The organism is Desulfatiglans parachlorophenolica, assembly GCF_055394735.1.
The window spans coordinates 5372332-5392236 of record NZ_AP042460.1; the positions used below are offsets into that span (position 1 = coordinate 5372332).

At 54.0% G+C, this 19905-nt stretch carries 19 protein-coding genes; 8 read left to right on the forward strand and 11 right to left on the reverse strand.

The window, feature by feature from the left end; genetic code table 11:
* Positions 1 to 77: 77 nt before the first annotated feature.
* The gene (locus ACZ500_RS24900; RefSeq protein WP_464230130.1) at positions 78 to 1031 is read left to right on the forward strand and encodes an ADP-ribosylglycohydrolase family protein; all 954 of its coding nucleotides are present in this window, start codon (positions 78 to 80) and stop codon (positions 1029 to 1031) included.
* Between the two features lie 134 nt (positions 1032 to 1165).
* Here the strand turns inward: ACZ500_RS24900 and ACZ500_RS24905 are convergent, their stop codons facing one another.
* The 3 genes from ACZ500_RS24905 to ACZ500_RS24915 all read right to left on the reverse strand — a co-directional run bounded on the left by ACZ500_RS24905 (position 1166) and on the right by ACZ500_RS24915 (position 5327).
* Positions 1166 to 2245 carry a hypothetical protein gene (locus ACZ500_RS24905; protein WP_464230131.1) on the reverse strand — a complete coding sequence of 360 codons (1080 nt, stop codon included), beginning with the start codon at positions 2243 to 2245 and terminating at the stop codon, positions 1166 to 1168.
* On the reverse strand, positions 2235 to 4661 hold the full coding sequence (locus ACZ500_RS24910; protein ID WP_464230132.1) for an SNF2-related protein: 2427 nt from the start codon (positions 4659 to 4661) through the stop codon (positions 2235 to 2237). Before ACZ500_RS24910 ends, ACZ500_RS24905 begins: the two co-directional genes overlap by 11 nt.
* A gap of 435 nt (positions 4662 to 5096) precedes the next feature.
* Positions 5097 to 5327 (reverse strand): hypothetical protein, encoded by a 231-nt coding sequence (locus ACZ500_RS24915; RefSeq protein ID WP_464230133.1) that lies wholly within the window; start codon positions 5325 to 5327, stop codon positions 5097 to 5099.
* Positions 5328 to 5407: 80 nt separating this feature from the next.
* Between ACZ500_RS24915 and ACZ500_RS24920 the strand changes: the two genes are divergently transcribed.
* On the forward strand, positions 5408 to 5557 hold the full coding sequence (locus tag ACZ500_RS24920; RefSeq protein ID WP_464230134.1) for a hypothetical protein: 150 nt from the start codon (positions 5408 to 5410) through the stop codon (positions 5555 to 5557).
* A gap of 269 nt (positions 5558 to 5826) precedes the next feature.
* Here the strand turns inward: ACZ500_RS24920 and ACZ500_RS24925 are convergent, their stop codons facing one another.
* The gene (locus ACZ500_RS24925; RefSeq protein ID WP_464230135.1) at positions 5827 to 6339 is read right to left on the reverse strand and encodes a hypothetical protein; all 513 of its coding nucleotides are present in this window, start codon (positions 6337 to 6339) and stop codon (positions 5827 to 5829) included.
* Here ACZ500_RS24925 and ACZ500_RS24930 point away from each other — a divergent pair.
* Both ACZ500_RS24930 and ACZ500_RS24935 read left to right on the forward strand, forming a co-directional pair.
* Complete coding sequence (locus ACZ500_RS24930) at positions 6332 to 7027, forward strand: hypothetical protein (RefSeq protein WP_464230136.1); 696 nt, start codon at positions 6332 to 6334, stop codon at positions 7025 to 7027. The genes ACZ500_RS24925 and ACZ500_RS24930 overlap by 8 nt on opposite strands.
* A 33-nt stretch (positions 7028 to 7060) precedes the next feature.
* The gene (locus ACZ500_RS24935) at positions 7061 to 7594 is read left to right on the forward strand and encodes a hypothetical protein (protein ID WP_464230137.1); all 534 of its coding nucleotides are present in this window, start codon (positions 7061 to 7063) and stop codon (positions 7592 to 7594) included.
* A gap of 228 nt (positions 7595 to 7822) precedes the next feature.
* On the opposite strand, the gene ACZ500_RS24940 is transcribed toward ACZ500_RS24935, so the two are convergent.
* Positions 7823 to 8548, reverse strand: a complete 726-nt coding sequence (locus tag ACZ500_RS24940; protein WP_464230138.1) for a DUF3313 domain-containing protein — start codon at positions 8546 to 8548, stop codon at positions 7823 to 7825.
* A gap of 504 nt (positions 8549 to 9052) precedes the next feature.
* Here ACZ500_RS24940 and ACZ500_RS24945 point away from each other — a divergent pair.
* Together ACZ500_RS24945 and ACZ500_RS24950 are read left to right on the forward strand one after the other, a co-directional pair.
* Positions 9053 to 11323, forward strand: coding sequence for an NADP-dependent malic enzyme (locus ACZ500_RS24945; protein WP_464230139.1), 2271 nt, complete (start codon positions 9053 to 9055; stop codon positions 11321 to 11323).
* 257 nt (positions 11324 to 11580) lie between these two features.
* Positions 11581 to 11928: a cupin domain-containing protein gene (locus tag ACZ500_RS24950; RefSeq protein WP_464230140.1), complete on the forward strand. Its 348-nt coding sequence runs from the start codon at positions 11581 to 11583 to the stop codon at positions 11926 to 11928.
* Positions 11929 to 12156: 228 nt separating this feature from the next.
* Here the strand turns inward: ACZ500_RS24950 and ACZ500_RS24955 are convergent, their stop codons facing one another.
* From ACZ500_RS24955 to ACZ500_RS24980, 6 genes are all read right to left on the reverse strand, one after another.
* Positions 12157 to 12522: an Hsp20/alpha crystallin family protein gene (locus ACZ500_RS24955; protein ID WP_464230141.1), complete on the reverse strand. Its 366-nt coding sequence runs from the start codon at positions 12520 to 12522 to the stop codon at positions 12157 to 12159.
* Between the two features lie 210 nt (positions 12523 to 12732).
* Positions 12733 to 13026, reverse strand: coding sequence for a hypothetical protein (locus ACZ500_RS24960; RefSeq protein ID WP_464230142.1), 294 nt, complete (start codon positions 13024 to 13026; stop codon positions 12733 to 12735).
* Positions 13027 to 13606: 580 nt separating this feature from the next.
* Positions 13607 to 14200, reverse strand: coding sequence for a response regulator (locus tag ACZ500_RS24965; protein WP_464230143.1), 594 nt, complete (start codon positions 14198 to 14200; stop codon positions 13607 to 13609).
* A 78-nt stretch (positions 14201 to 14278) separates the two neighbouring features.
* Positions 14279 to 14959 carry a response regulator gene (locus ACZ500_RS24970; protein WP_464230144.1) on the reverse strand — a complete coding sequence of 227 codons (681 nt, stop codon included), beginning with the start codon at positions 14957 to 14959 and terminating at the stop codon, positions 14279 to 14281.
* The gene (locus tag ACZ500_RS24975; RefSeq protein ID WP_464230145.1) at positions 14925 to 16955 is read right to left on the reverse strand and encodes a PAS domain S-box protein; all 2031 of its coding nucleotides are present in this window, start codon (positions 16953 to 16955) and stop codon (positions 14925 to 14927) included. Before ACZ500_RS24975 ends, ACZ500_RS24970 begins: the two co-directional genes overlap by 35 nt.
* 293 nt (positions 16956 to 17248) lie before the next feature.
* Positions 17249 to 17398: a hypothetical protein gene (locus tag ACZ500_RS24980; protein WP_464230146.1), complete on the reverse strand. Its 150-nt coding sequence runs from the start codon at positions 17396 to 17398 to the stop codon at positions 17249 to 17251.
* A gap of 1338 nt (positions 17399 to 18736) precedes the next feature.
* Between ACZ500_RS24980 and ACZ500_RS24985 the strand changes: the two genes are divergently transcribed.
* Together ACZ500_RS24985 and ACZ500_RS24990 are read left to right on the forward strand one after the other, a co-directional pair.
* Positions 18737 to 18985, forward strand: coding sequence for a hypothetical protein (locus tag ACZ500_RS24985; protein WP_464230147.1), 249 nt, complete (start codon positions 18737 to 18739; stop codon positions 18983 to 18985).
* Positions 18986 to 19066: 81 nt separating this feature from the next.
* Positions 19067 to 19855 (forward strand): TraR/DksA C4-type zinc finger protein, encoded by a 789-nt coding sequence (locus ACZ500_RS24990; RefSeq protein WP_464230148.1) that lies wholly within the window; start codon positions 19067 to 19069, stop codon positions 19853 to 19855.
* The last annotated feature ends 50 nt before the right edge of the window (positions 19856 to 19905 follow it).

The following is a 19905-nucleotide window of genomic DNA, read 5'->3' on the forward strand; positions in this document are numbered from 1 at the left end:
TCGGCCTGTTTCGTGTGATCCGATTCACCCCCGGGATCCGGGGGAGGGAAGCGAATAGTTTTATCGGAGGTACAAGCATGTTGTCGCGAGCCCAGGGCTGCCTGCTGGGGCAGCTCGCAGGGGATGCTCTGGGGAGCCTGGTGGAGTTCAGGGGCCCTGCCGACATCCGCCGGGAATACCCGCAGGGCGTCCGGGAAATGATCGATGGAGGCACCTGGAACACCATCGCGGGGCAGCCGACGGACGACTCGGAGATGGCCCTGATGCTGGCCCGCCTGCTGGTGGACAAGGGCGGATACGATCCGGGGGAGGCCAGGAAGGCCTATGTGTTCTGGCTTGATTCCGGCCCGTTTGATTGCGGCATGACGGTCTCCGCTGGTCTGCGCGGGCGGCCGAATGGAGAAAGCCAAGCCAATGGGGCGATGATGCGGGTGAGTCCCCTGGGGATCTTCGGCGCGGGGCGCGCAGGGGAGGATGTGGGGGCATGGGCGCGGCAGGACGCGGCGCTCACCCATCCTCATCGGGTTTGCCTGGAGGCCAACGTGCTTTTCGCCCGGGCGATCGCTCATGCCATTTCCACGGGATGCTCCGCGGTGGAGCTGTACCGCCAGATCGTGCACTGGGCTGAAGGCATGGCGGTCGATGGAATCTTGCTCGAAGCTGTTCGGGCGGCGGCCAAGGCACCTCCTGCAGATTATGTCCATCAAGCAGGCTGGGTCCTGACGGCGTTCCGCAATGCCCTGTGGCAGCTCGTGCATGCGAAGAGCCTCGAGGAGGCCGTGGTGGACACGGTGATGCGAGGCGGCGATACGGATACCAATGCGGCTATCTGCGGTGCGCTTCTGGGGGCTGTTTACGGAAGGGGAGCGGTCCCGGACCGCTGGATCGAGGCCCTGGTCGGCTGCCGGCCGGCGGCCGGTGATCCCCGTGTTCACCATCCGCGGCCGGAATGCTTCTGGCCGGTGGATGCCCTGGAACTGGCGGAGCGATTGCTGACGGCCGGGCGGCACCGGATGCCGGGGAAGCGGTAAGGGAGAAGATCGCTATCACCGGAGGCGAGTCCGGACCTGGTGTGAAATCGGCCTCCATACCCTTGGTGATTCGGAGGTGGATCGATCGATTGAACAGGGTATCGAGCGAGGCTGGGTGGCAACCCGGGCCGTTTCTAGGTTCGTTTCCGGCCTTGGGCGGAGGTTCCCCCTCTGCAATCGAAGCAAAGGGGTTCGAGGGCGCCCTCGAAGTGGATGTGGGAGATCGAACTGTGGCAGCGGCTGCAGAGCGGCGGATCGATTCTGCGGGTCACGGGGTTGTAGGTCAAGAAAAATTGGCGGGTTTGTCTGCCTATGGAAAGGCGGCAGATGATCCGCCTTGCCGGGGTTCGTATCTGCATGGCTGCAGCCGGTTGCAGGCGCACCTTGACACTGTATTTCTTGAGCAGATCGTCTCGCTTGCCGGCCAATTCGGAGGGTAGTCCGTCGATTTTGCCCTGCCGGTCTCTGCGTGCGTTGTCCGAAAGCCCGGGTTTCTCCAAGGCCTTGAGCATTTCCTGCTCCAGGCCGGTGTAGTATTCGACAAGATTGGCCATATCGCGTTTGAACCGGCGGGCCATGCTCAGCCGAAACGATTCGAGCTCCTCCCCGGCAAGCCGGCGGGCAGTTTGTTCAACCGTTTCACCGAGCCGGGCGATGCTCACGAGGGCATCTTTTTCCGGGGGCGCATAGACCGTTCGGCATTGGGCGGTATCAAGCGCCTGGGCCATCTCGGGGACGAAGCTGCCCGTATCCGCATTGAATACCATGGGCAACAGGCCCTCTTTCTGTTCGTCGCTCTGGGCTGTATACCGGACAATCAGCAGGAGGTAGCTCGCGAACACCTCGGCAACGGTTTCGATGGAGGCCACGGCACCGTAAAAGGCCAGCTGATCGTCGAGCAGCCGGCGAAAGCCGCCGCTCTTCACATAATCGAATTCCAGACGACAACCTGCGAATGGGATCTTGTTCAATGCTCCGCCGATCATACGGTCCAGAAGGGGGGTGCCGTATGCGACGACGTGATGCCGGTCGCTGTCCGGCCCTGATTCGTTCTCTGCGGAGATGAAGATGTGCTCGGGGGCATCCAGGAGAGCGCTCAGTGCTTCCGGGAGAATCGCTTCGAGGGTCGCGTCGCGTTTCTCCACGGCCGCGCCGTGCAGCTCCAGAAACCGCTCGGCAAATGCGAGGGTTTCAGTCTCTGCCTCAAATCTCATAGTTTTCCCCAAATAGTTTGTCATCCAGGGATTTTGTTCGTTCGTATCCCGTTTTGCAGCGCTTCAGGCGGGCGGCGAGTTTGTCGAAGGCCGCTTTACGGTCGTTGTCCGAGGCCGTGTTGATCCAGATATCGTAGACCATGTCCGAAAAATCCTGCTCATCCCGCATGCGACCGATGATCATGTCGATTTCACCGATCACCATTTCGAACATATTGATTTTCCGGTCGAGGATATCCAGGATGTAGTCTTCCACCGTTTCTGCGGCACACAGATTGTAGATCATGACCTCGCGGGTCTGCCCGATGCGGTGGATGCGGCCGATACGCTGTTCGATGCGCATGGGGTTCCACGGCAGATCATAGTTGATCATCCGGCAGCAGAACTGCAGGTTCCTCCCCTCGCCGCCGATTTCGGTCGTGAGGAGTACATCGTGTTCGGTCCTGAACTGTTCGATGGCCCGCTCCTTTTCCGGGTTGGACATTTGTCCGTGAAACACGCTGTGGCCGATCCCGCTCCAAGTCAACACATCGGACAGGTGATCGAGGGTGGCGCGATAGGTGACGAAGACGATGATCTTGTCATGGGCGGACTGGATCAGTTTGATCGCCATCTTGTTCTTGCCTGTATCCCCCATGGAACGGGTCAGGTTCCGAATCGCCCGAATCTCCTCCACGAGCCGGGCCGGGAGTTCCTGCTTCCGCGCGAATTCGGAGAGGGTTTTCTCCACCGCCGCAGGCGAGGATCCGGCCTCGGCGAGCAGGTGCTTCAGGACCATTCGGTTACGGGGGCCCTCAGACGCGTTGAGGCCGCGGACGAGGTCGGATACCCGTTCGTAAAGCTCGATTTCCGACGAAACGGGCTCCGTGCGGATGGTTTCGGCAAATCGTGGCGGGATCTGGATATTGGCGACGGCTCGCGTGTTGCGGATCATCACCTGGTCGAGAAGGCCCTTCAAACGGGTGCGGTTTTTGGGGTCCGTGGGGTCGCCCCGCGTCATGAATTCTTCCTTGAAGGCAGAGGAGGTTTTGAGCTGGCCGGGCTTGAGGAGGGTGATCAGGTTGTAAAGCTCCATGAGGTTGTTTTCCACGGGGGTGGCCGTCAGCATCAGCAGAAAACGCTTCTTGAGGATGTTGAGGAGCTTCCAGTTCTGGGTCGTATGGTTCTTGAAATGATGGGCCTCGTCGGCGATGACCAGGTCCCAGTCCCGGTCGGCCACGACGGTGAAATTCTTCTTGGACTTTGCGATGTTCACGGAGGCCACGATATGAGGCTGCTGCCAGAAGGCATCGCCCAGGGTTCGAAAGTCACGGTCGTCCGTCGAAACGAAGTCCATGCCGAACTTGGACCGCAGCTCTTCCTGCCATTGGCTGACAAGCGGCGTAGGCGTGAGTATCAGGATATTGCGGATCATCCTGCGCATCCAGTATTCCTTCAGGACCATGCAGGCCTCGATGGTCTTCCCCATGCCTACTTCGTCGGCCAGGAGGGCTCGGCCCCGGAATGTCTTCAGGATCTTGCGGGCCGTCTCCTCCTGATAGGCCAGGGAAGTAATGCCCTGAAGGTTACTGAGGCACAGGAGGTGGTCGAAGGTCTCCTTGAAGCGCAGCCGCACCGCGTCCATGACCAGGTCGTACTGCTCTCTGGATGCCGGAAATGCATCGCTGAAGGCCGCCGCGATGCCGCTTCCCTCCATCTCCAGGATCAGGGGAATGTCCGGAGCGGAACAACCGATCGAAGGATCGATGAGCTTCGAAGTGGATTGATCCGGGTTCGGCGGACGGTCTGAAGGGGATGATTGCCGGTCGGCCGCCCTTTGCTCATCAGAGAAGGTAGCGCCGTTCGTTTTACGGGCCGAAAGGTAGGGTTCGGCCTTCACTTTGCCGGTGCGCCGCCCGGGTTGGGTGTTGCGAAGGAATCCTTCGGAGCGCTGCATGATCTCGGCGAGCGCGATGATCTGGTCCAGGTCCTTTTCGAAGGATTTGCGTTTCCGAACCTTTAAATCGGCCTGACGGGCCTTGAGGTCCGCGGCGATTTCCGCCGCCTGCCCAGGTTCGTTGTCTTGCAGGAGATGCTTGCACAAGTTGAGGATGGCTTCATTCTCGAGGGGCGCATTTTGGAGCAACCCCATTCTGTGGAGCTGGAGGAATGAATCTTTGATCAATGCCTCGTTGTTCGTCAGTTTGCCCAGCCGCGCAAGTTCGGTGAGAGCCTGCCGGTTTTCCGGATCCTGCTTGAGGACTTTTCTCAGAAAGGTCTCGGCCTTTTCGTACTGCTTCAACTCCATGTAATACCAGGCGGCTTCGAGAAACGATTCGGCCTTTTCCCTGCGCGCCTTGCGCGAAGATTGCTGACGCCGCTCTTTTTGCCGCTGCTGCCGGCGTTTTGAGCGGTTCTTGTCAGAAGGTGTCGTCACCCTGTCCACCTTGTTAATAACATGTTGATTTTGCAATCGATTAATTTATTTAGCATAGCCGACGAACCGGGCTTTGTCAAATGCTGAAGGGGGATTTTCGCCATGTTTCCAGGATGACATCGACTCGTTGGGTATTTTCCTGCGCCGCAGCGCTCTTGGTCAGGTCGAGCGGCGGGCTGAAGATGCGGGGATCGATGGAACGTTGCTCGGTCGAGTGGAACGGATGGGATGGACTTGTGGAGGGTCCCGAAGGGTGACTTTAAGGCTTGCTAAAATCTTAATAAAAGGAGAAAATCCGTCGGGTAGGTGAAGATGCCGTTCCGGATCTGCCCGGAAGGGCAGGAGCCTGAAATTTCCCTGCCGGTTTCCTCCATTCGGGGATCGGAGCGTCTAAGGCAGGAGTCGCTGAGGCCGGTGCCATGACTGCCTTTGTCCTCAGGGCCTCAAGCCGTGCGGAGAGAGGCGGGCCTGCTTGGATGGTAAACTCCGGTTGCGTTTTACTTTGTGTCCATCCGGAAATGATTTTCCTATAGAACCCAGTTTCCAATCCGGAAATGAGGATTTTTGGCCAATATCAAGGAAATCAAGCGTTTGCGCGGAGGCGACCTGTGGGTCGCCGCACAAGCAAACGTGCAGATTGACGCCGAGATTGGCCAAAAAGACCATTTCCGGATGGAAACTACTTTGAAAACGTGTTGTCGAGTCTGCGGTGGGATATGGGTAACATTTGAAAAAGGAGGAAGATAATGAAAAAGATTTTTGCGTTCGTGTTGGCCCTCATGATGGGCTTCTCATCCCTGGTTTATGCTGGAGGTGATAAAAATCACGGTAGCAAGGGACAGGGATCGACCGGTTCTAACGGAGGAGGACAGACAACTCAAACTCGCGGCAATTAGATTTCATCGAATTCAAAAAACGTTAAAGCTAAGCCTACTAGGAGTGTCCGATCGGATATCTTTGCGTCCGCACTTTTACGGTGAGTCAGTTCTAATTCGTGCCCATCCGGAAATGGTTACCCGGCACAGCTCGGTTCCCAATCCTGAAATGAGGAGTTTTTTCCAATTTCAAGGAAATGAACCGTTTGCCTACGAGGCGACCTGATGGTCGCCTCGTAGGCAAACGGGCAGATTGACGCCGAACGAATCTTCCTCGGGCGCCTTGGCCATTACGGGTTCTCCATATGATCTTGTGCACAGGCGATGGCAAGACGCCAGGCGGTGCCGTGCAAGTCGACGGTCCGCCAAAAAACCGTCTTTTTTACTGGGATTTTTCCATCTTTCAGATAGAAGCTGTAAACACCCTCACCTTCAGGGGTGGAAGCGATTTTTCCACCGAGCGCAACCAATTTCGGTTTGCCTGCGTAGAGCTTTTTGAGCACGTCTCGGGCAAAATCCTCATTCAGGTTTTTGCCGGCAAGCGACTGTGCGCTTTGCACTAAGTCCCCGTCGAGGTTTTTCACTGCGCCTGCCACCTCCGACTGCACTTGCAGCAGGAACTCCTGAAGTTCTTCCCGGGGAAGGAGGAGCCTTTTGTCGGTCGAGGCGGGAACCGGCATTTCACCCGCGACGATCCTTTGAAAAGGGAAAACACCGGAAAAGTGTAATGAAACAAGCGGATATCGTCTTTTTGATCCAGCTGCCTGGAGAGAGGGGGTGGTTGTTGTGACGTGGATGGGCATAGGTCGGCGCACCTTCGTTGCACTGTTTTTCCTTACGCTTGCCGCTGGTTGCAGGGGGGCCCCGGTCACGGGTCCCTCGGCTGGATCTCCTCCGGCAACGGTTGAAGGGGCCGAACTCGGGCCTCAATCCTCCAGCGCAAAAGGGGAACAGCGGGTGCTCATGCTGGCGGTCCGGTTCAAGGACGTGGCGCCCGAATTCAACCTGGATCAGATCGAAGAAAGAGCCATCACCCGACTGAACGACTACGTAAAGACCCAATCCTACGGTCGGGCTTGGATCAAGCCCCGTTTCGAAGGTTGGGTCCCCCTGCCCGACAACCTTTCCGAATACCGGGTGAGTCCGGATAACTTTCAGGTGGATCGACGCAGGGTCAGAAAACTGATCGAAGATGCGATGACGGCGGTTGAAACACGGATCGATTTCTCACAATACGATCACGTGCTCATCATTCCCGGGGCCTTCACCCTGCCCGGCAAGGGCTACGGCATGATGTGCTACTGCGCCAACCCCGGGATGTTGACCGGTGTGAGGGGTCATTCAGGATTCGTGACGCTTCGGGCCCAGGGCGGACAGACCTTTTCGGGCGGGGTGTTCGTCGGTACGGAAAACGCCCATTTGGGGATGTTTGCCCATGATTTCTTTCACGCGCTGGGAGGTGTGCATCACGGCAGGCGGTTGGTGCCGTGACTGTATGATTTCAAGCGTCAGGCTGACGCTTCGATGCACCATCGCTGGGAGGAATGCACCATCTACATGGGGGCATGGGACGTGATGTCGGCGCACTTCGTAGACCGGAAGGGTCCCCCGCCGGGGCTCTCTTCCTTCACAAAAATTAGACTGGGTTGGATATCGTCCGAACAGGTCGTTCGCGTAGCCCCGGGAGAGACGCAGAAAGTCACATTGGGGCCTCTTGCCGAGAAAGGAGACATCCTGGCCGTCAAGATACCACTCGAGGGAGGTCGTTATTATCTGGTGGAAAACCGGCAGCCCATCCATTATGACAAAGTGCTGCCCGATTCCGGGATGCTGGTCATAAAGGTCGACCCCAATGCAGAGGAAGGGAGCGGGACGGCGAGGATCATGGATGCGGATCCGTCCCGGCCCTACTTGAGGCATGCCACCTACAGGCCCGATCTGAAAGCCAGAAGGGCATTCATAGATAAAACCCATGGCGTCGCGATCGTGGCCCTTGGATACGAGGGGAAAAGACTGTCCATCCTGATAACGACTCCTGAGAAGGCAGGATTGAATTGAGCCGGAGGCGCCATCATCGGAGGGGTGGCGAAATCTCGATCGGGACCTGCCCATCCGTCACAGGCCTTGCTTCGATGCCACTCCGTGTTTGTGGATATCTCGGACAAGAGCAGGTCTTGGATTGTCTGTCAGGAGCTTGCCGAGGTGAAGGGAAGGTTCCGGTCGATTTCCTGAGGGCGCGGAGTTTCGAGCCTCGACCTATCCAGGATGATCGGACAACCGGTTCGATTACCCATCGGAGCTGCCGCCAATGGAAGGCCGGGCGGATCCTGCCCTGCCTTGGGCGATGTCCATCAGGTGACGGACTCTGTTGCCCCAGTATTGTGCAGCCTTCTGGACCATCCCGAGGGAGGTGAACCTCTCCGTGAAGGTCGCAGACCGGCAGTCCTGCGCTGCGCCAATGACCTCGTTGCTGACTGAATCGAGAGCCAATACCTCGATGGATATCTCGCCCGCGCCACTCCAGGCACCCGTGGCCCCTCTCCGGATAAGACTCACGCCCATCCCTGCAGGGATGACCGTGGTGACGGCACTCAACGCGGGCCTGCTCTTCTTCAGGTTCGTTATGGCGATTTTGAGCCGGACGACGTCGGGGGCTGGTACAGCTACAATCGGATACCCTTTTTGAAGAGCACCGACGATCTCCTGATTGAAGATGTCCGTCAGATCCTTCATTTCTACGGCATCGATTCCGAAATCCTCCGAATTGTCGGAATAATAAAAGGTCACGCTATCCATCATGATCCGGTTGTACTTATGGAAATCGACTGCCGGTCTGAGCCAGCGCATCTTGGCGCCGCCCGGTGGCCCGGGTGTCAGGTGCCGATAGTAATCCCCGAGGAAGCCCACTTGCGCTGTACCGGGTTCCACTTTTGCCTGTATGTTTTCGAACCGATTTCCTGCGCATCCCACCACAAAGGCGATGACGAAGACAAACCCGAAAAGCGCTCTCATCTGAAGACTCCTTCGATTGGTTGCAACCGCCGGCTGCTGACAAGATTTTATCCCTTCTCTCATTCAAATCCCATGACAAAAACTGAGATGGCTGAAGCGGCGCAGACCTCCCGGCATCGAGCGAAGGGTGCCTCCTTACTTTCCAATCCGGAAAAGGTCTTTTTTGCCAATCTCGGCGTCAATTTGCACCTTTAGTTTGTGCGGCGACCTGTGGGTCGCCTACTCGCAAGGGACTGATTTCTTTGATATTGGCAAAAAATCCTCATTTCCGGATTGGAAACTGGGTCGCATTGGATCATCATTTCCTGATGGATACGTACCAGGACACCGGCGTTTCTTTATATCACAAATCAAGGGGGAAACAATGTTCCATTCCATGATTTTTCATTGAAAATTAAACAGCTGTATTCCTCGTGCGCTAAGGCGTAAGATATTTTTCCTGGATTTGGACAAGAACCTTTCGAAATCGAAAAACGGTAATCATCGATGCATGTTGGAGGAAATATGACTTACGATGTTGAAGCGTTGCGTTATCATCGGGAACCGAGGCCGGGGAAGATCGAGGTTGTTCCAAGCAAGCCTTGCCTGACCCAGACGGACCTGAGTCTGGCCTACACGCCCGGGGTTGCGGCGCCCTGTCTGCGCATCAAGCAGGACCCGGACGCGTCTTTCAACTATACCACACGGGGCAACCTCGTGGCGGTGATCACCAATGGGACCGCGGTTCTGGGACTTGGCAACATCGGGCCGCTGGCCAGCAAGCCGGTGATGGAGGGGAAGGCGGTCCTCTTCAAGCGGTTCGCCGACCTCGACGTCTTCGATATCGAACTCGACACCCTCGATCCCGACGAGTTTGTCCGGACGGTCAAGCTGCTGGAGCCGACCTTTGGAGGGATCAACCTCGAAGACATTCGTGCCCCGGACTGCTTCTACATCGAGGAGCGGCTGGTCGAGATCATGTCCATCCCGGTGTTCCACGACGATCAGCACGGAACGGCCATCATCTCTGGCGCCGCTTTGCTGAATGCGTGCGAACTCGCCGGTCGTGCGCTGGAAGACAGCCGGATCGTCGTCAACGGAGCCGGGGCCGCGGGGATCGCTTGCGCCAGGATGTATGTCGAACTGGGGGCCAGGAAGGAGAACATCCTGCTGGTCGATTCGAAAGGCGTCATCTACAAGGGCCGGCCGGAGGGGATGAACCCTTACAAAGACGCCTTTGCGGTCGAAACGACCTTTCGGACCCTCCAGCAGGCCGTTCAAGGGGCCCACGTCCTGGTCGGGCTTTCGAAGGAAGGGGCCTTCGATGCAGACCTCCTCTCCGGGATGGCGGAGCACCCGATCGTCTTTGCATTGGCAAATCCTGAGCCGGAGATTGGCTACCATGAAGCGAAGGGTGCCCGCCCCGATGCGATCGTTGCTACGGGCCGATCCGATTACCCGAACCAGGTCAACAACGTTCTGTGTTTTCCGTTTCTGTTCCGCGGGGCACTGGATGTGCGGGCTACCACGATCAACGCATCGATGAAGGTAGCGGCCGTTCGTGCGCTGGCGGAGCTGGCCCGCGAAGACGTTCCCGATTCCGTGATCCGAGCCTATGGAGGCCGGCCGATTCATTTCGGGCCGGATTACATCATCCCGAAGCCTCTGGACCTGCGCGTGCTGCTCACAGTGGCCCCGGCCGTGGCGCAGGCCGCCGTCGAAAGCGGCGTGGCGCGGATCCGCCTGCCCGCGAAGCCTGATTATGTCCAGACCCTAGAATCGCGTCTGGGCGCAGAGCGGGAGATCCTCCACAAAGTGGCGGTCCAGGCCCAGCAGGACCCGCGGCGGATTGTCCTCCCGGAGGGAGACAACCCGGTCATCCTGCGCGCGGCTCACGAGGTGGCGCGCGAGGGAATAGCGAAGCCGCTGCTGCTCGGGAACGAAGAGAAGATCCGGTCTCTGGCCCGTGAGTTACAGGTTTCTCTAGAGGGTGTCGAGATCCTGGACAACTTCACGAGCCCGCTCTACGACCGTTTCGTCGAGGCCCTCTTCGAGAAGAGGGCCCGCAAAGGCTGGTCCCTCGAGGAGACCAAAAGGCAGCTGCGGAGCCGTTATGTGTTCGGGGCAGCGATGGTGCTCGAGGGATACGTTGACGGGCAGGTCCACGGGATCGGCCGTTCCTACCCGGATGCGATCCGCCCGGTGCTGCAGGTGATACCGAGGCGTCCCGGAATATCCAAGGTCTCGGGCGGTTACCTTCTCATCCTCAAAGGCCGGACGCTGCTCCTCGCCGACACGACCGTGAATTTTCACCCGTCGTCGGAGGATCTGGCCGAGATCGCTCTGCTCTCTGCGGAGCAGGCGGCCTTCTTCGATATCAACCCCCGGATCGCCATGGTGTCCTTTTCCAACTTCGGCAGTACCCGGCATCCCGATGCCAGGGTCGTCGAGGAGGCGGTCAAACTCTGTCGGCTCAAGAAGCCCGGCCTGGTGATAGACGGGGAGATGCAGGTGGACACCGCCCTTTCGGAGGAGATCGTGAAACGGCTTTACCCGTTTTGCCGGCTCGGGGGGCCGGCGAACGTGCTCATTTTCCCGAACCTGGACGCGGGGAATGCGGCCTTCAAGCTGCTTGAATACGCCGGCGGGGCAAAGGCCGTCGGTCCATTGCTGATGGGCCTCAGCAAACCGTTCAACGTCCTTCAGCGCAGCAGCGACATGGAAAATGTCGTCAATGTCATCGCCATCACGGTCGCACAGGCGCAGGAGCTGAGGAAGCGGAAAGAAAGGGAATGATAGTCGCGCAAAGGTCCTTGTTGTTTCAAGGCAGATGTTTCCGGTTATATCGGAGATCGTGGGGGGGCTGCGATACATCAGGGACATGATCGTTACCCAGGGGACGAAAGGGGCCCATACACCCTATAAACAGATGTGCGGCCATGCACCGACGATGGCCGGGACCGAATCCATGATGAGGGAATACCGACCGGTGTAGCGCAGTCTTTGTAAGTTGTCTCGAAGCAATTTTCGTGAATGAATGCGAGAGGGGTTTTATGTCCATGATCGTCAGAAATCTGGAACACGACGAGGTTGTGCGGAGCCTGTACCGGGCTCACGGAGGTGCAAGCGCTGTAATGCTGCTGACCAGCCGGGTTCTCGAGGGCATGCTTTTTTTTGCGCATGCCGTGCTGAAGCCGGGAAAAGAGATCGAGGCCCATATCGACCCCTATGAGGAGATCTACTATATCCTCGATGGAGACGGGTACATGACGGTTGGAGACGAAGGCAGGGCGGTCAAGACCGGCGATGCGATATGGCTCCCTCACGGCGTGCCGCACAGCCTGAAGAACACCGGAGACAAGGATTGTACGATCCTTGTCTCCGCCGCCATGCCCCGATAGTTCTGACAGACCGTTGAAGAACGTCCATCTGCCGCGCCTCGCTCATCCCTCTTCACTGTGGCGTACTTATATCTACGCCTCGGTCAGGGGATTTCGCAAACCTTGTATCCGGGCATTTTTCCTCAGACTGTGAACAGCCGGTCTTTCAATACGCCGTTGACCCGCTGATCCTCCTTTCCGTCGGCGTAGCCGGCCCTCCGTTCGCTCGTCCGGATCAGGGTTCGCAACTCATTTGACGTTTATCGAGATCTCTTTCTTTTTCGATTCCTCGGTTTTCGGGAGGGTTACCTTTAGGATGCCTTTCTCGAAGTTGGCCTCGATTTTGTCGGCTTGTACGTTTTCAGGCAGGCGAAAGGACCGCTCAAATGCGCCGTAGTAACGTTCGATGATATGGGTATGTTCGTCTTTTTCCTCTGTTTCTTTTTTCTTTTCACCTTTGATGGTCAGGAGGTCCCCCATCAGCGATACACTGACATCCTTAGCATCCAGACCAGGTAATTCGGCTGTGACGATGATTTTGTCCTTGGTTTCCGCCAAATCCACCGACGGTTCCCATTGTTCCGGCAGGCGACTGCGAAACGGCCCTTCCGCCAAGAACCGCTCCCACAGCCTGTCCATCTCTTTTCGGACGGTTCCCAATTCCCCAAACGGTTTCCAAGGCACTACTTTCATATATCTTACCTCTCGAGCATTCCTGTTTTAAATCCTCCCCGAGCCAGAATGCATCCCGATAGAAGCCCAGGGTTCCTATTGCTCAGATCGACCTCAGGCCGACGGCGGCCAGGATCTCCGGTAATACCGCTCTCAGCCCTCGTGCCGGTATTCTTTCCCCCAACTGCTGAAAGGAAAATTGTAGAAGACATTAAACCCATTGTAATCCAATACCCGGAGATCATCCGTTTGTTTAACATCTTTGAGAATGGCTTCGTAGTGGCCCCCATACTTTTTCTGACAATCTGATACGGGAACCTCTGCGGCCATAAACTTTTTGATCCCTTTCTGCTCAAGCTTTTTTACAAATTTCTCATCGGAGAAGTCCTCATAAGTGGTCAAAATCAAAATGGGGCCAGTGCCGGTGAAGACGATCCCTGCTTTCATGCTTTCCTCCTTTGTCATTGGTGGGGTTTTGAATAGGACATTGCAAACAAATCACGCGATTTCGGCACTGCAGTTTGACCGTTCGACATGCTTTATGTGCTCAATTCTTCTAGGGGAGCGAACCGCAGTTCCTGCGCCGGATGTTGGCTTTGCAACACTGCTATGTTTTCATCCGTAAATGATCATTTCTGCCAATTCCGGAATTGACTTGGGATTTTACTTGTGAGGCGACCTACAGGTTGCCTCATAAGCAACCAATTGATTTCGTTGATATTGGCAAAAAAATCATTTCCGTATTAGAGACTTCTTCGTGCCAAATAATTATTTCCGGATTGAAAGTTTATATCGTCGAAAAAACCTAAATCATAAAGTGCGCCTCTTTAGACAGGAATTACAAACGTATTTTAAATCTCTGAAAAAGATCATATCTCGAGGATTGTGATTTTTAGTAAGATACTAACTTGACATTAGGTGGTAATCGATTTGCGTTATCAAATCAAAATATACATGAATTAAAATGGACATTCCCAACAAAAAACCGCCAAAAATCGGGTTTGCCTTCAAAAGGCACCAGATAAGGTTAGACTTGCCTGGTCGCGGTATCCGTTTTCTTTCCCGTTTGGTGTGTTTTCTTGATGGCTAGGATCCTTTTGACCTTATTTTTGAGCCCCTCGAGGCTTAATGAGTCGTACTTATAATGGTCGACGGCCATGAGCGGATTTTCCCGCATGCCTGAGTGGTTCACGCATAACAGGAGAGGCGGCGCGTTAGACCTTTGGAGAATTGACGCGAAACGATCAAGGCCGGTGCATCCCACTAATGCGGCGTTCATTATGAGTAGATCGGTCGATTTCGTTTCGAGCAACTCGGAGAGTTGGTTGAGATTCCCGCAACTGGTCACATCGTACCCTTCTTCGAAGAGCTCTTCTGAAAACAGGATACGCATGGATGCATCACTGTGAGCAACAAGAATTCTGTGCATGGAACGCCCTCTTTTCATCATGGCTTTTCTTGGATAAGATCCCGTGCCAAGTTTCTTCTGAATCTGGGCGTCGAGGATTCCGGACACCGACGATGAAAACATCCTGTGGCAAGGATTCAGGGAAATACGGCCATTACGCGCTTTAGACGTTTCCATTTTTTCTTTGAGTTGTCCATCAGGGGATGGACTCATTTTGACGGGAGAAAAGCGGAGAGGCAGGAGTTCTTCCCGGATTAGGAAAGATGGAAAAACAGGTATCGGACGGGAGTGTCATTCCTTCCACAGATCGACATCGATCAGCCCGATCTTTGCCGCATAGCGAACGAGTTCAAGGGTGCTTTTGACCTCGAGTTTGCTCATGATGTTGGACCGGTGATTTTCAACGGTTTTCGGGCTGATGAAAAGCTCTTCGGCGATCTGCTTTGCCGGTAACCCTTGCGCCAACAAACGCATCACCTCCTGCTCGCGGGGGGTGAGCTTTTTGTATGCGCCGTTGGTAATCTTCGCTTCTTTGGCGGGGAATCCGATCATTGTTTCCACCACCTGCTGGGACAAGGAACTGTCGAGGAAGTAATGGTCTTTCGATACAGCTTCGAGGGCCTGGACCAGCCTTTCGGATGCGGATTCTTTGACGACGTAACCAGTGGCCCCAGCCTTGAAAGCCTCGGCAATATGCTGGACCTTTGAATGCATGCTGACAACGAGCACGCGTGTATCCGGGAGAAAATTCCTGATATCGCGCACCAGGTCAATGCCGCTCTGATCCGGCAGGGATATGTCAACCAGAACGAGGTCAGGCTTGAGTTCTCTGGCCATCAGCTTCGCCCCGCGGCCGTCCCCTGCTTCTCCCACGACCTCGAAGCTTTTGTCCCGGCCGATGATGGACTTCAGCCCTTCGCGGAAAAGAGGATGATCATCAACGATCAAGACGCGCTTTTTTTTCACTGGCACTGTTATGCCCCTTTTTATATGGGATTTCGATTACGATCTTTGTACCCTTCCCCGGCTTCGATTTTATTTCCATTTTCCCGTGGAGAAACTTGGCCCTCTCTTCCATGCTGCGCAGTCCCATCCGCTTTTCTCTCCTCATGCCCGCCAGGCGCTGCTTCACGTTGAACCCTTTTCCATCGTCCTCTATACGCAGAAGGATGTTTGGGAAGGAAGCAAGCAACCTGATGAGCACCTTCCCGGCCTCGGCATGCTTCCTGACGTTGTTCAGCCCCTCTTGGATCAGTCGGTAGATGTTGATCTCGGTGTCCGTGTCCAGCACAAGATCGTCCATTCCGGCCGCCCTGAAATCAATGTTTAGCCCCGTTTTTTTGGAGAAATCGTCACAGAACTGGAAGATGGTTTTCGGGAGCCCCAACTGGTCCAAACTGGGAGGACGCAAATCATAGGACAGGTCACGAACGCTGTGTATATTGGTTTGAAGAATTTTTGACAATTCTGCAATCCTGTGCCGAACCTCCTGAGAAACATCGGGCTGATTGTCAAAGAGGGTGTCAAAACCGATTTTCAATGACGATAGATCCTGGCCGATGCGATCGTGAAGTTCACTTGAAATCATTTTACGTTCATTTTCGTGTGCCCTCATTAATTCCTGGCTGAGAATGTCAATTTGCTCCTCGGCATTTTTACGAACAGTTATATCCAAAACGACTATGATGATACCATTTTTGATATCATGAGGTTCAAGATAGCTCGCGTAAATATAACAGTCAATTAAACTGCCATCTTTTTTGAGTAATCTTGTCTCAATCTGTCCAATTCCAGATTGGTGAATTGATTCATATAAATAATTTTCAGCACGTTCATATTCAATTCTATTTGGGTATAGTATTATAGTATTTCTTCCGATTAAAGTGTTGAACTCATAACTCAATATTTTATACATCGCGTCATTCGCCCAACTGATTGCATTCTCTTGAATTAAAACAATACCGACAGGAGATGCCGCAAGAATCGCATTAAGCATACTCTGCGCTCTTTTCAGTTCATCGATGTTTCGCATTAAACCAACAATCTTTATAGGCTGACTATATTCATCACGTAATAATTTAGCTGTGACTAAAAAGAAGGCTGATAAATCATTTTTGCCTTTTAAATGCACTTCATAGTCAATGACTTTTCCATATTTTATAATTGTATTAAGAAAATCATTTCTCTTCGTAGGATCAACATAGAAATTGTATAATGATTTTCCTATAACTTCTTCTCTCTTGTAGTTAGAAATATTTTCGATGGATGGGCTGACTTCAAGAATTGTCCCATCCAGGGACGCCTCATAATAAACATCCTGGATGTTCTCGAAAATGCTGCGATATTTTTGTTCACTCGTTCGAAGAGCCTTCTCGATGATTTTCCGGTCGGTTATTTCGATGACGGCCATCAGGAAAAGATCCGGCTGATTTTTGCGGGAAGGAATGGACTCGCTCTGGGCGAGAACGAAGGCCTGAGTACCGTTTTTCCTTTGCAGCGCCAGTTCGCATGGTGTCTTATTCTTTCTTTCGAGGGTATCTTGTTGATGATCAAGAAACCGGGCGGTATGTTCCGGTGCCACAAAGCGGCTGAAAATCCGGTTCTTTAATTCGTTTCTCTCAAACCCGAGGAGCCTGACTCCGGCCCTGTTGACCTCCAGGATCCGCCCTTGCCGGTCCAAAGCGAAGAAACCTATTGGAGCATGGTCGAAGACGTCGAAGCAAGGGAGGATAGATGTAGCGAGTTCCCGTTTCGTCTCTTGCAGTTCCTCGTACTGGATTTTCAAGGCCAGCTGACAGACGTGGAAATCATGAACCAGTCGAAGGACATCTCGAGGATCATTCGGAGAAATGAGCACGTCTCCTTCGAGGTTCTCCTTCTGCAAAAGGCTCTCTGCCTTTTGACGCAATTCCTGAAATGGATCGGTGTCTGTTCGTTGCTGCCTGTCTCGTCTATAGTCTTCTTCCATCTCTGGTTTTTCTCTTAAAGGGCTGTCGGAAAACACCCATCTGCAGCGTTTTGTTCATCCCCCGTCACCTCCGGCGCAGTCGTCGGTACGCCTCATTCCGCGGGATTTTGCAGGCATTGCAACCGGACATTTTTCGTCGGCCTGTGAACAGTGGATTTCTCATCTCGGTGTTAAGTCGTATCCATCCGGAAATGATTTTCCGGTAGAACTCAGTTTCCAATCCGGAAATGAGGATTTTTCTTTACACGCTGCGCGTGCTCAGTCCCACCGCTGCGGGGCGGGTCCCGGTTTCTTCACACCCTTCGGGTGCTCAGTCCCACCGCTTCGCGGCGGGTCCCGGTTTGGCCAATATCAAGGAAATCAAGCGTTTGCGCGGAGGCGACCTGTGGGTCGCCGCTCAAGCAAACGTGCAGATTGACGCCGAGATTGGCCAAAAAGGCCATTTCCGGATGAAAACTGAGTCGTGTCCACTAATGACGCCTCTATTCGATCCCGGCAGATAAAGACTCGAAGAAAAATAGGGCCGGCCGCACGAAAAGATAAAGATATTTTCGCATTATTACCAGAATCCTTGTGTCTTTTGAATAAAAGTTTTGGTAAGCAAAACTACCGAACAAACCTGAGACATTTTTGGATAATTTGGGTGTAAAATCAACATATTCGCCTTATTCTTGGAGTCCCGGACTTCGTTGTTCTTCTGGCGCTGATTTTGCGAAAAGGATTTTTTCCCATTGCAGGAAGGTAATTTTCCTGGGCTTTTATCGGGAACTTCAAGTGTCAATTTTCTCAAGGCTTGCGCTCATTGAGAAATTCTTGCACCATTTCAAATGCCTATCCCTCTTGCTGGTGCGGTGCGATCTGAGGAAATCTTCAGGAGGGCTTTTGCCTGAACCCCCTTGGTGAAGTTCTCGAGTTCAGGCCGGGGATTATCTCCAGCAAAATGAGGTGTTGTGCTCATGGACAATGCCCAGAAGGATTGCGATAGTGGTTTTAAATATCCCTGACATCGTGTTGAAAAACCCACAATTGACAGACTGAGGAAAAAGGGCCCGATGCAAAGCCTGTGAATCCCCGCGGAATGAGGCGTACTGTCAAGTACGCGATAGTGATGGCGGATGAGCAAGACGCAGTGGGTGCGTGTTTTCCAACGGTCCGCCAAAAAATTCATTTTTTTCCGGGGAGAGCATCCCGCAGGGTTCAATAAGGCTAAGCTTGGTTTTTGTGAAGTGGAAACCGGTGGATAACAGCGGGTTGGATGAGATCGATTTGCCTTTGTTTGACCGTCGGAAGGGAAACACCGGTCATGAGTGACAGACGCAGGATCCTCGCTGTAAATGAAAGGGATGAAGCGATTATCAGAGGGATAATACGCTCAGTTCAGAGACAGGAAGGAAAACCCGAGTGCTTCGATACAGAAGGGGCCTATTGTGAAGAGACGGGCTGCATTTGGCGGGCCTATTGTCGGCGCGCGTGTGATTGACAATTTTGACCACTTCTGTTGCCGGATTTCATACAGCTATGGATGGTAGAATAACTCTTGTCTTTTCCGATCGCAGCTTCATGAATGCGGCATGTTGCAGATAAAACTTTTGCATTCCTTTTGAATATATCAGACACTTGAATCATATTATAAAATAGATGAGAAATTGGACTGTGTGAATGTTGCAATTTACAAAATTATTAGAAGCATGATCGAATATGTGAACGGAATAGGATTCATGTGGTTTGTGGATATAAACAGTTTGTTTGGGTGAATCTTTTCTTGCGACGGGGGTGATGCTATGGATTCTATGACCGCAAAATGCAATCCAACACCCAAAAAAGGGGAGAGAAATGTTTTCTGCCCTTATTATGACCATTGCCTTGATGAGGCGGTGGCGCGCGCCTGGAATACTTGGCACTGCTCCAAATGTCCTTATATTGCGACAGGGCCGCAAATTACAGAGGATGCCGTTTTTACCGACTGTGCTTCGCTATATTGTACAGTGCCGCCGACAATCGATCGCATGCTCCGCAACGATTATTTTTAACTGCAGGCTATCTTGTCAGTTCAGCTGAAGAGTTGGTTGTTCTGTGTCGAACTTTAGAGCTTTGCCGAAAAGGAGGTGGGGATGTCGGCGGAAAAAACCTTGATGGATCTGAGGGAATTGCTTCTCAAGAATCGGCAGGCAATCTTTGAGCGTATCGACATGATGAAGGCTGACCTGGGTGCTTTGGGAGAGCGTGACATCGAAGTTGAGGAAGAGGCCCAAAAAGCAAATCTTGCCGCTGCCTTGGCGCGGTTGGAAGAACAGGGACTCGAGGAAATCGAGAATATCGATTTGGCGCTTTGCAGAATGGCGGCGGGAACCTACGGGATCTGCGAAGGTTGTGAGGCCATGATCCCATTCGAGCGCCTGGGAGCCATTCCTACCGCTCGTCTTTGCCTGAGGTGCGCGAGGGAGTACGAAAGAAAACAAAAGAAACTGGCGCGTGCCGGGGAGGCAATCCCCTGCACGGAGCTGCCCGATGAGTTGAAGGGGCTGAGTGAGGAGGAAATCGTCGAATCGATCCTGGATCAACTCAAGGAAGACGGTCGGATCGATCTTGAGGAGTTGCAGATCTTCAACCGAAAGGGGGTGTTGTATCTGGAAGGATATATCCCGAGCGAGGGAGAGCGCCAGATTGTGCATCGCATTCTGACGGACGTCATTGGTTTGACTTCTTTCATCGATCTCCTTTCTGTCGATGAAGTCGCGTGGGAGCGTGAAGCCCGGACGAGCGATGCAGAAACGGCCCCATGCAGCCCTGAGGATCGCCTTCTTTATGCCGAGGAGGATTTCACGGAAAGTACGGCTGAATCCGAGGAGGAGGACTTGACCTATACACCTTCCGATCGCCCCCTTCCGGAAAGGGAGTGAGAGGGGGCATAAACCAAGGCGAAGGGTTGTCCTGTTTAGAGAAGGAGGGG

Bases quoted from the DNA above. Each gene is read 5' to 3' on its own strand.
- ACZ500_RS24900 (WP_464230130.1), top strand. From the start codon at position 78: ATGTTGTCGCGAGCCCAGGGCTGCCTGCTGGGGCAGCTCGCAGGGGAT.
- ACZ500_RS24960 (WP_464230142.1), bottom strand. From the start codon at position 13,026: ATGAAAGCAGGGATCGTCTTCACCGGCACTGGCCCCATTTTGATTTTG.
- ACZ500_RS24935 (WP_464230137.1), top strand. From the start codon at position 7,061: ATGCACCATCGCTGGGAGGAATGCACCATCTACATGGGGGCATGGGAC.
- ACZ500_RS24985 (WP_464230147.1), top strand. From the start codon at position 18,737: ATGGATTCTATGACCGCAAAATGCAATCCAACACCCAAAAAAGGGGAG.
- ACZ500_RS24925 (WP_464230135.1), bottom strand. From the start codon at position 6,339: ATGCCCATCCACGTCACAACAACCACCCCCTCTCTCCAGGCAGCTGGA.
- ACZ500_RS24920 (WP_464230134.1), top strand. From the start codon at position 5,408: ATGAAAAAGATTTTTGCGTTCGTGTTGGCCCTCATGATGGGCTTCTCA.
- ACZ500_RS24975 (WP_464230145.1), bottom strand. From the start codon at position 16,955: ATGGAAGAAGACTATAGACGAGACAGGCAGCAACGAACAGACACCGAT.
- ACZ500_RS24990 (WP_464230148.1), top strand. From the start codon at position 19,067: ATGTCGGCGGAAAAAACCTTGATGGATCTGAGGGAATTGCTTCTCAAG.
- ACZ500_RS24940 (WP_464230138.1), bottom strand. From the start codon at position 8,548: ATGAGAGCGCTTTTCGGGTTTGTCTTCGTCATCGCCTTTGTGGTGGGA.
- ACZ500_RS24945 (WP_464230139.1), top strand. From the start codon at position 9,053: ATGACTTACGATGTTGAAGCGTTGCGTTATCATCGGGAACCGAGGCCG.
- ACZ500_RS24915 (WP_464230133.1), bottom strand. From the start codon at position 5,327: ATGGTCTTTTTGGCCAATCTCGGCGTCAATCTGCACGTTTGCTTGTGC.
- ACZ500_RS24905 (WP_464230131.1), bottom strand. From the start codon at position 2,245: ATGAGATTTGAGGCAGAGACTGAAACCCTCGCATTTGCCGAGCGGTTT.
- ACZ500_RS24950 (WP_464230140.1), top strand. From the start codon at position 11,581: ATGTCCATGATCGTCAGAAATCTGGAACACGACGAGGTTGTGCGGAGC.
- ACZ500_RS24965 (WP_464230143.1), bottom strand. From the start codon at position 14,200: ATGAGTCCATCCCCTGATGGACAACTCAAAGAAAAAATGGAAACGTCT.
- ACZ500_RS24930 (WP_464230136.1), top strand. From the start codon at position 6,332: ATGGGCATAGGTCGGCGCACCTTCGTTGCACTGTTTTTCCTTACGCTT.
- ACZ500_RS24980 (WP_464230146.1), bottom strand. From the start codon at position 17,398: ATGGCCTTTTTGGCCAATCTCGGCGTCAATCTGCACGTTTGCTTGAGC.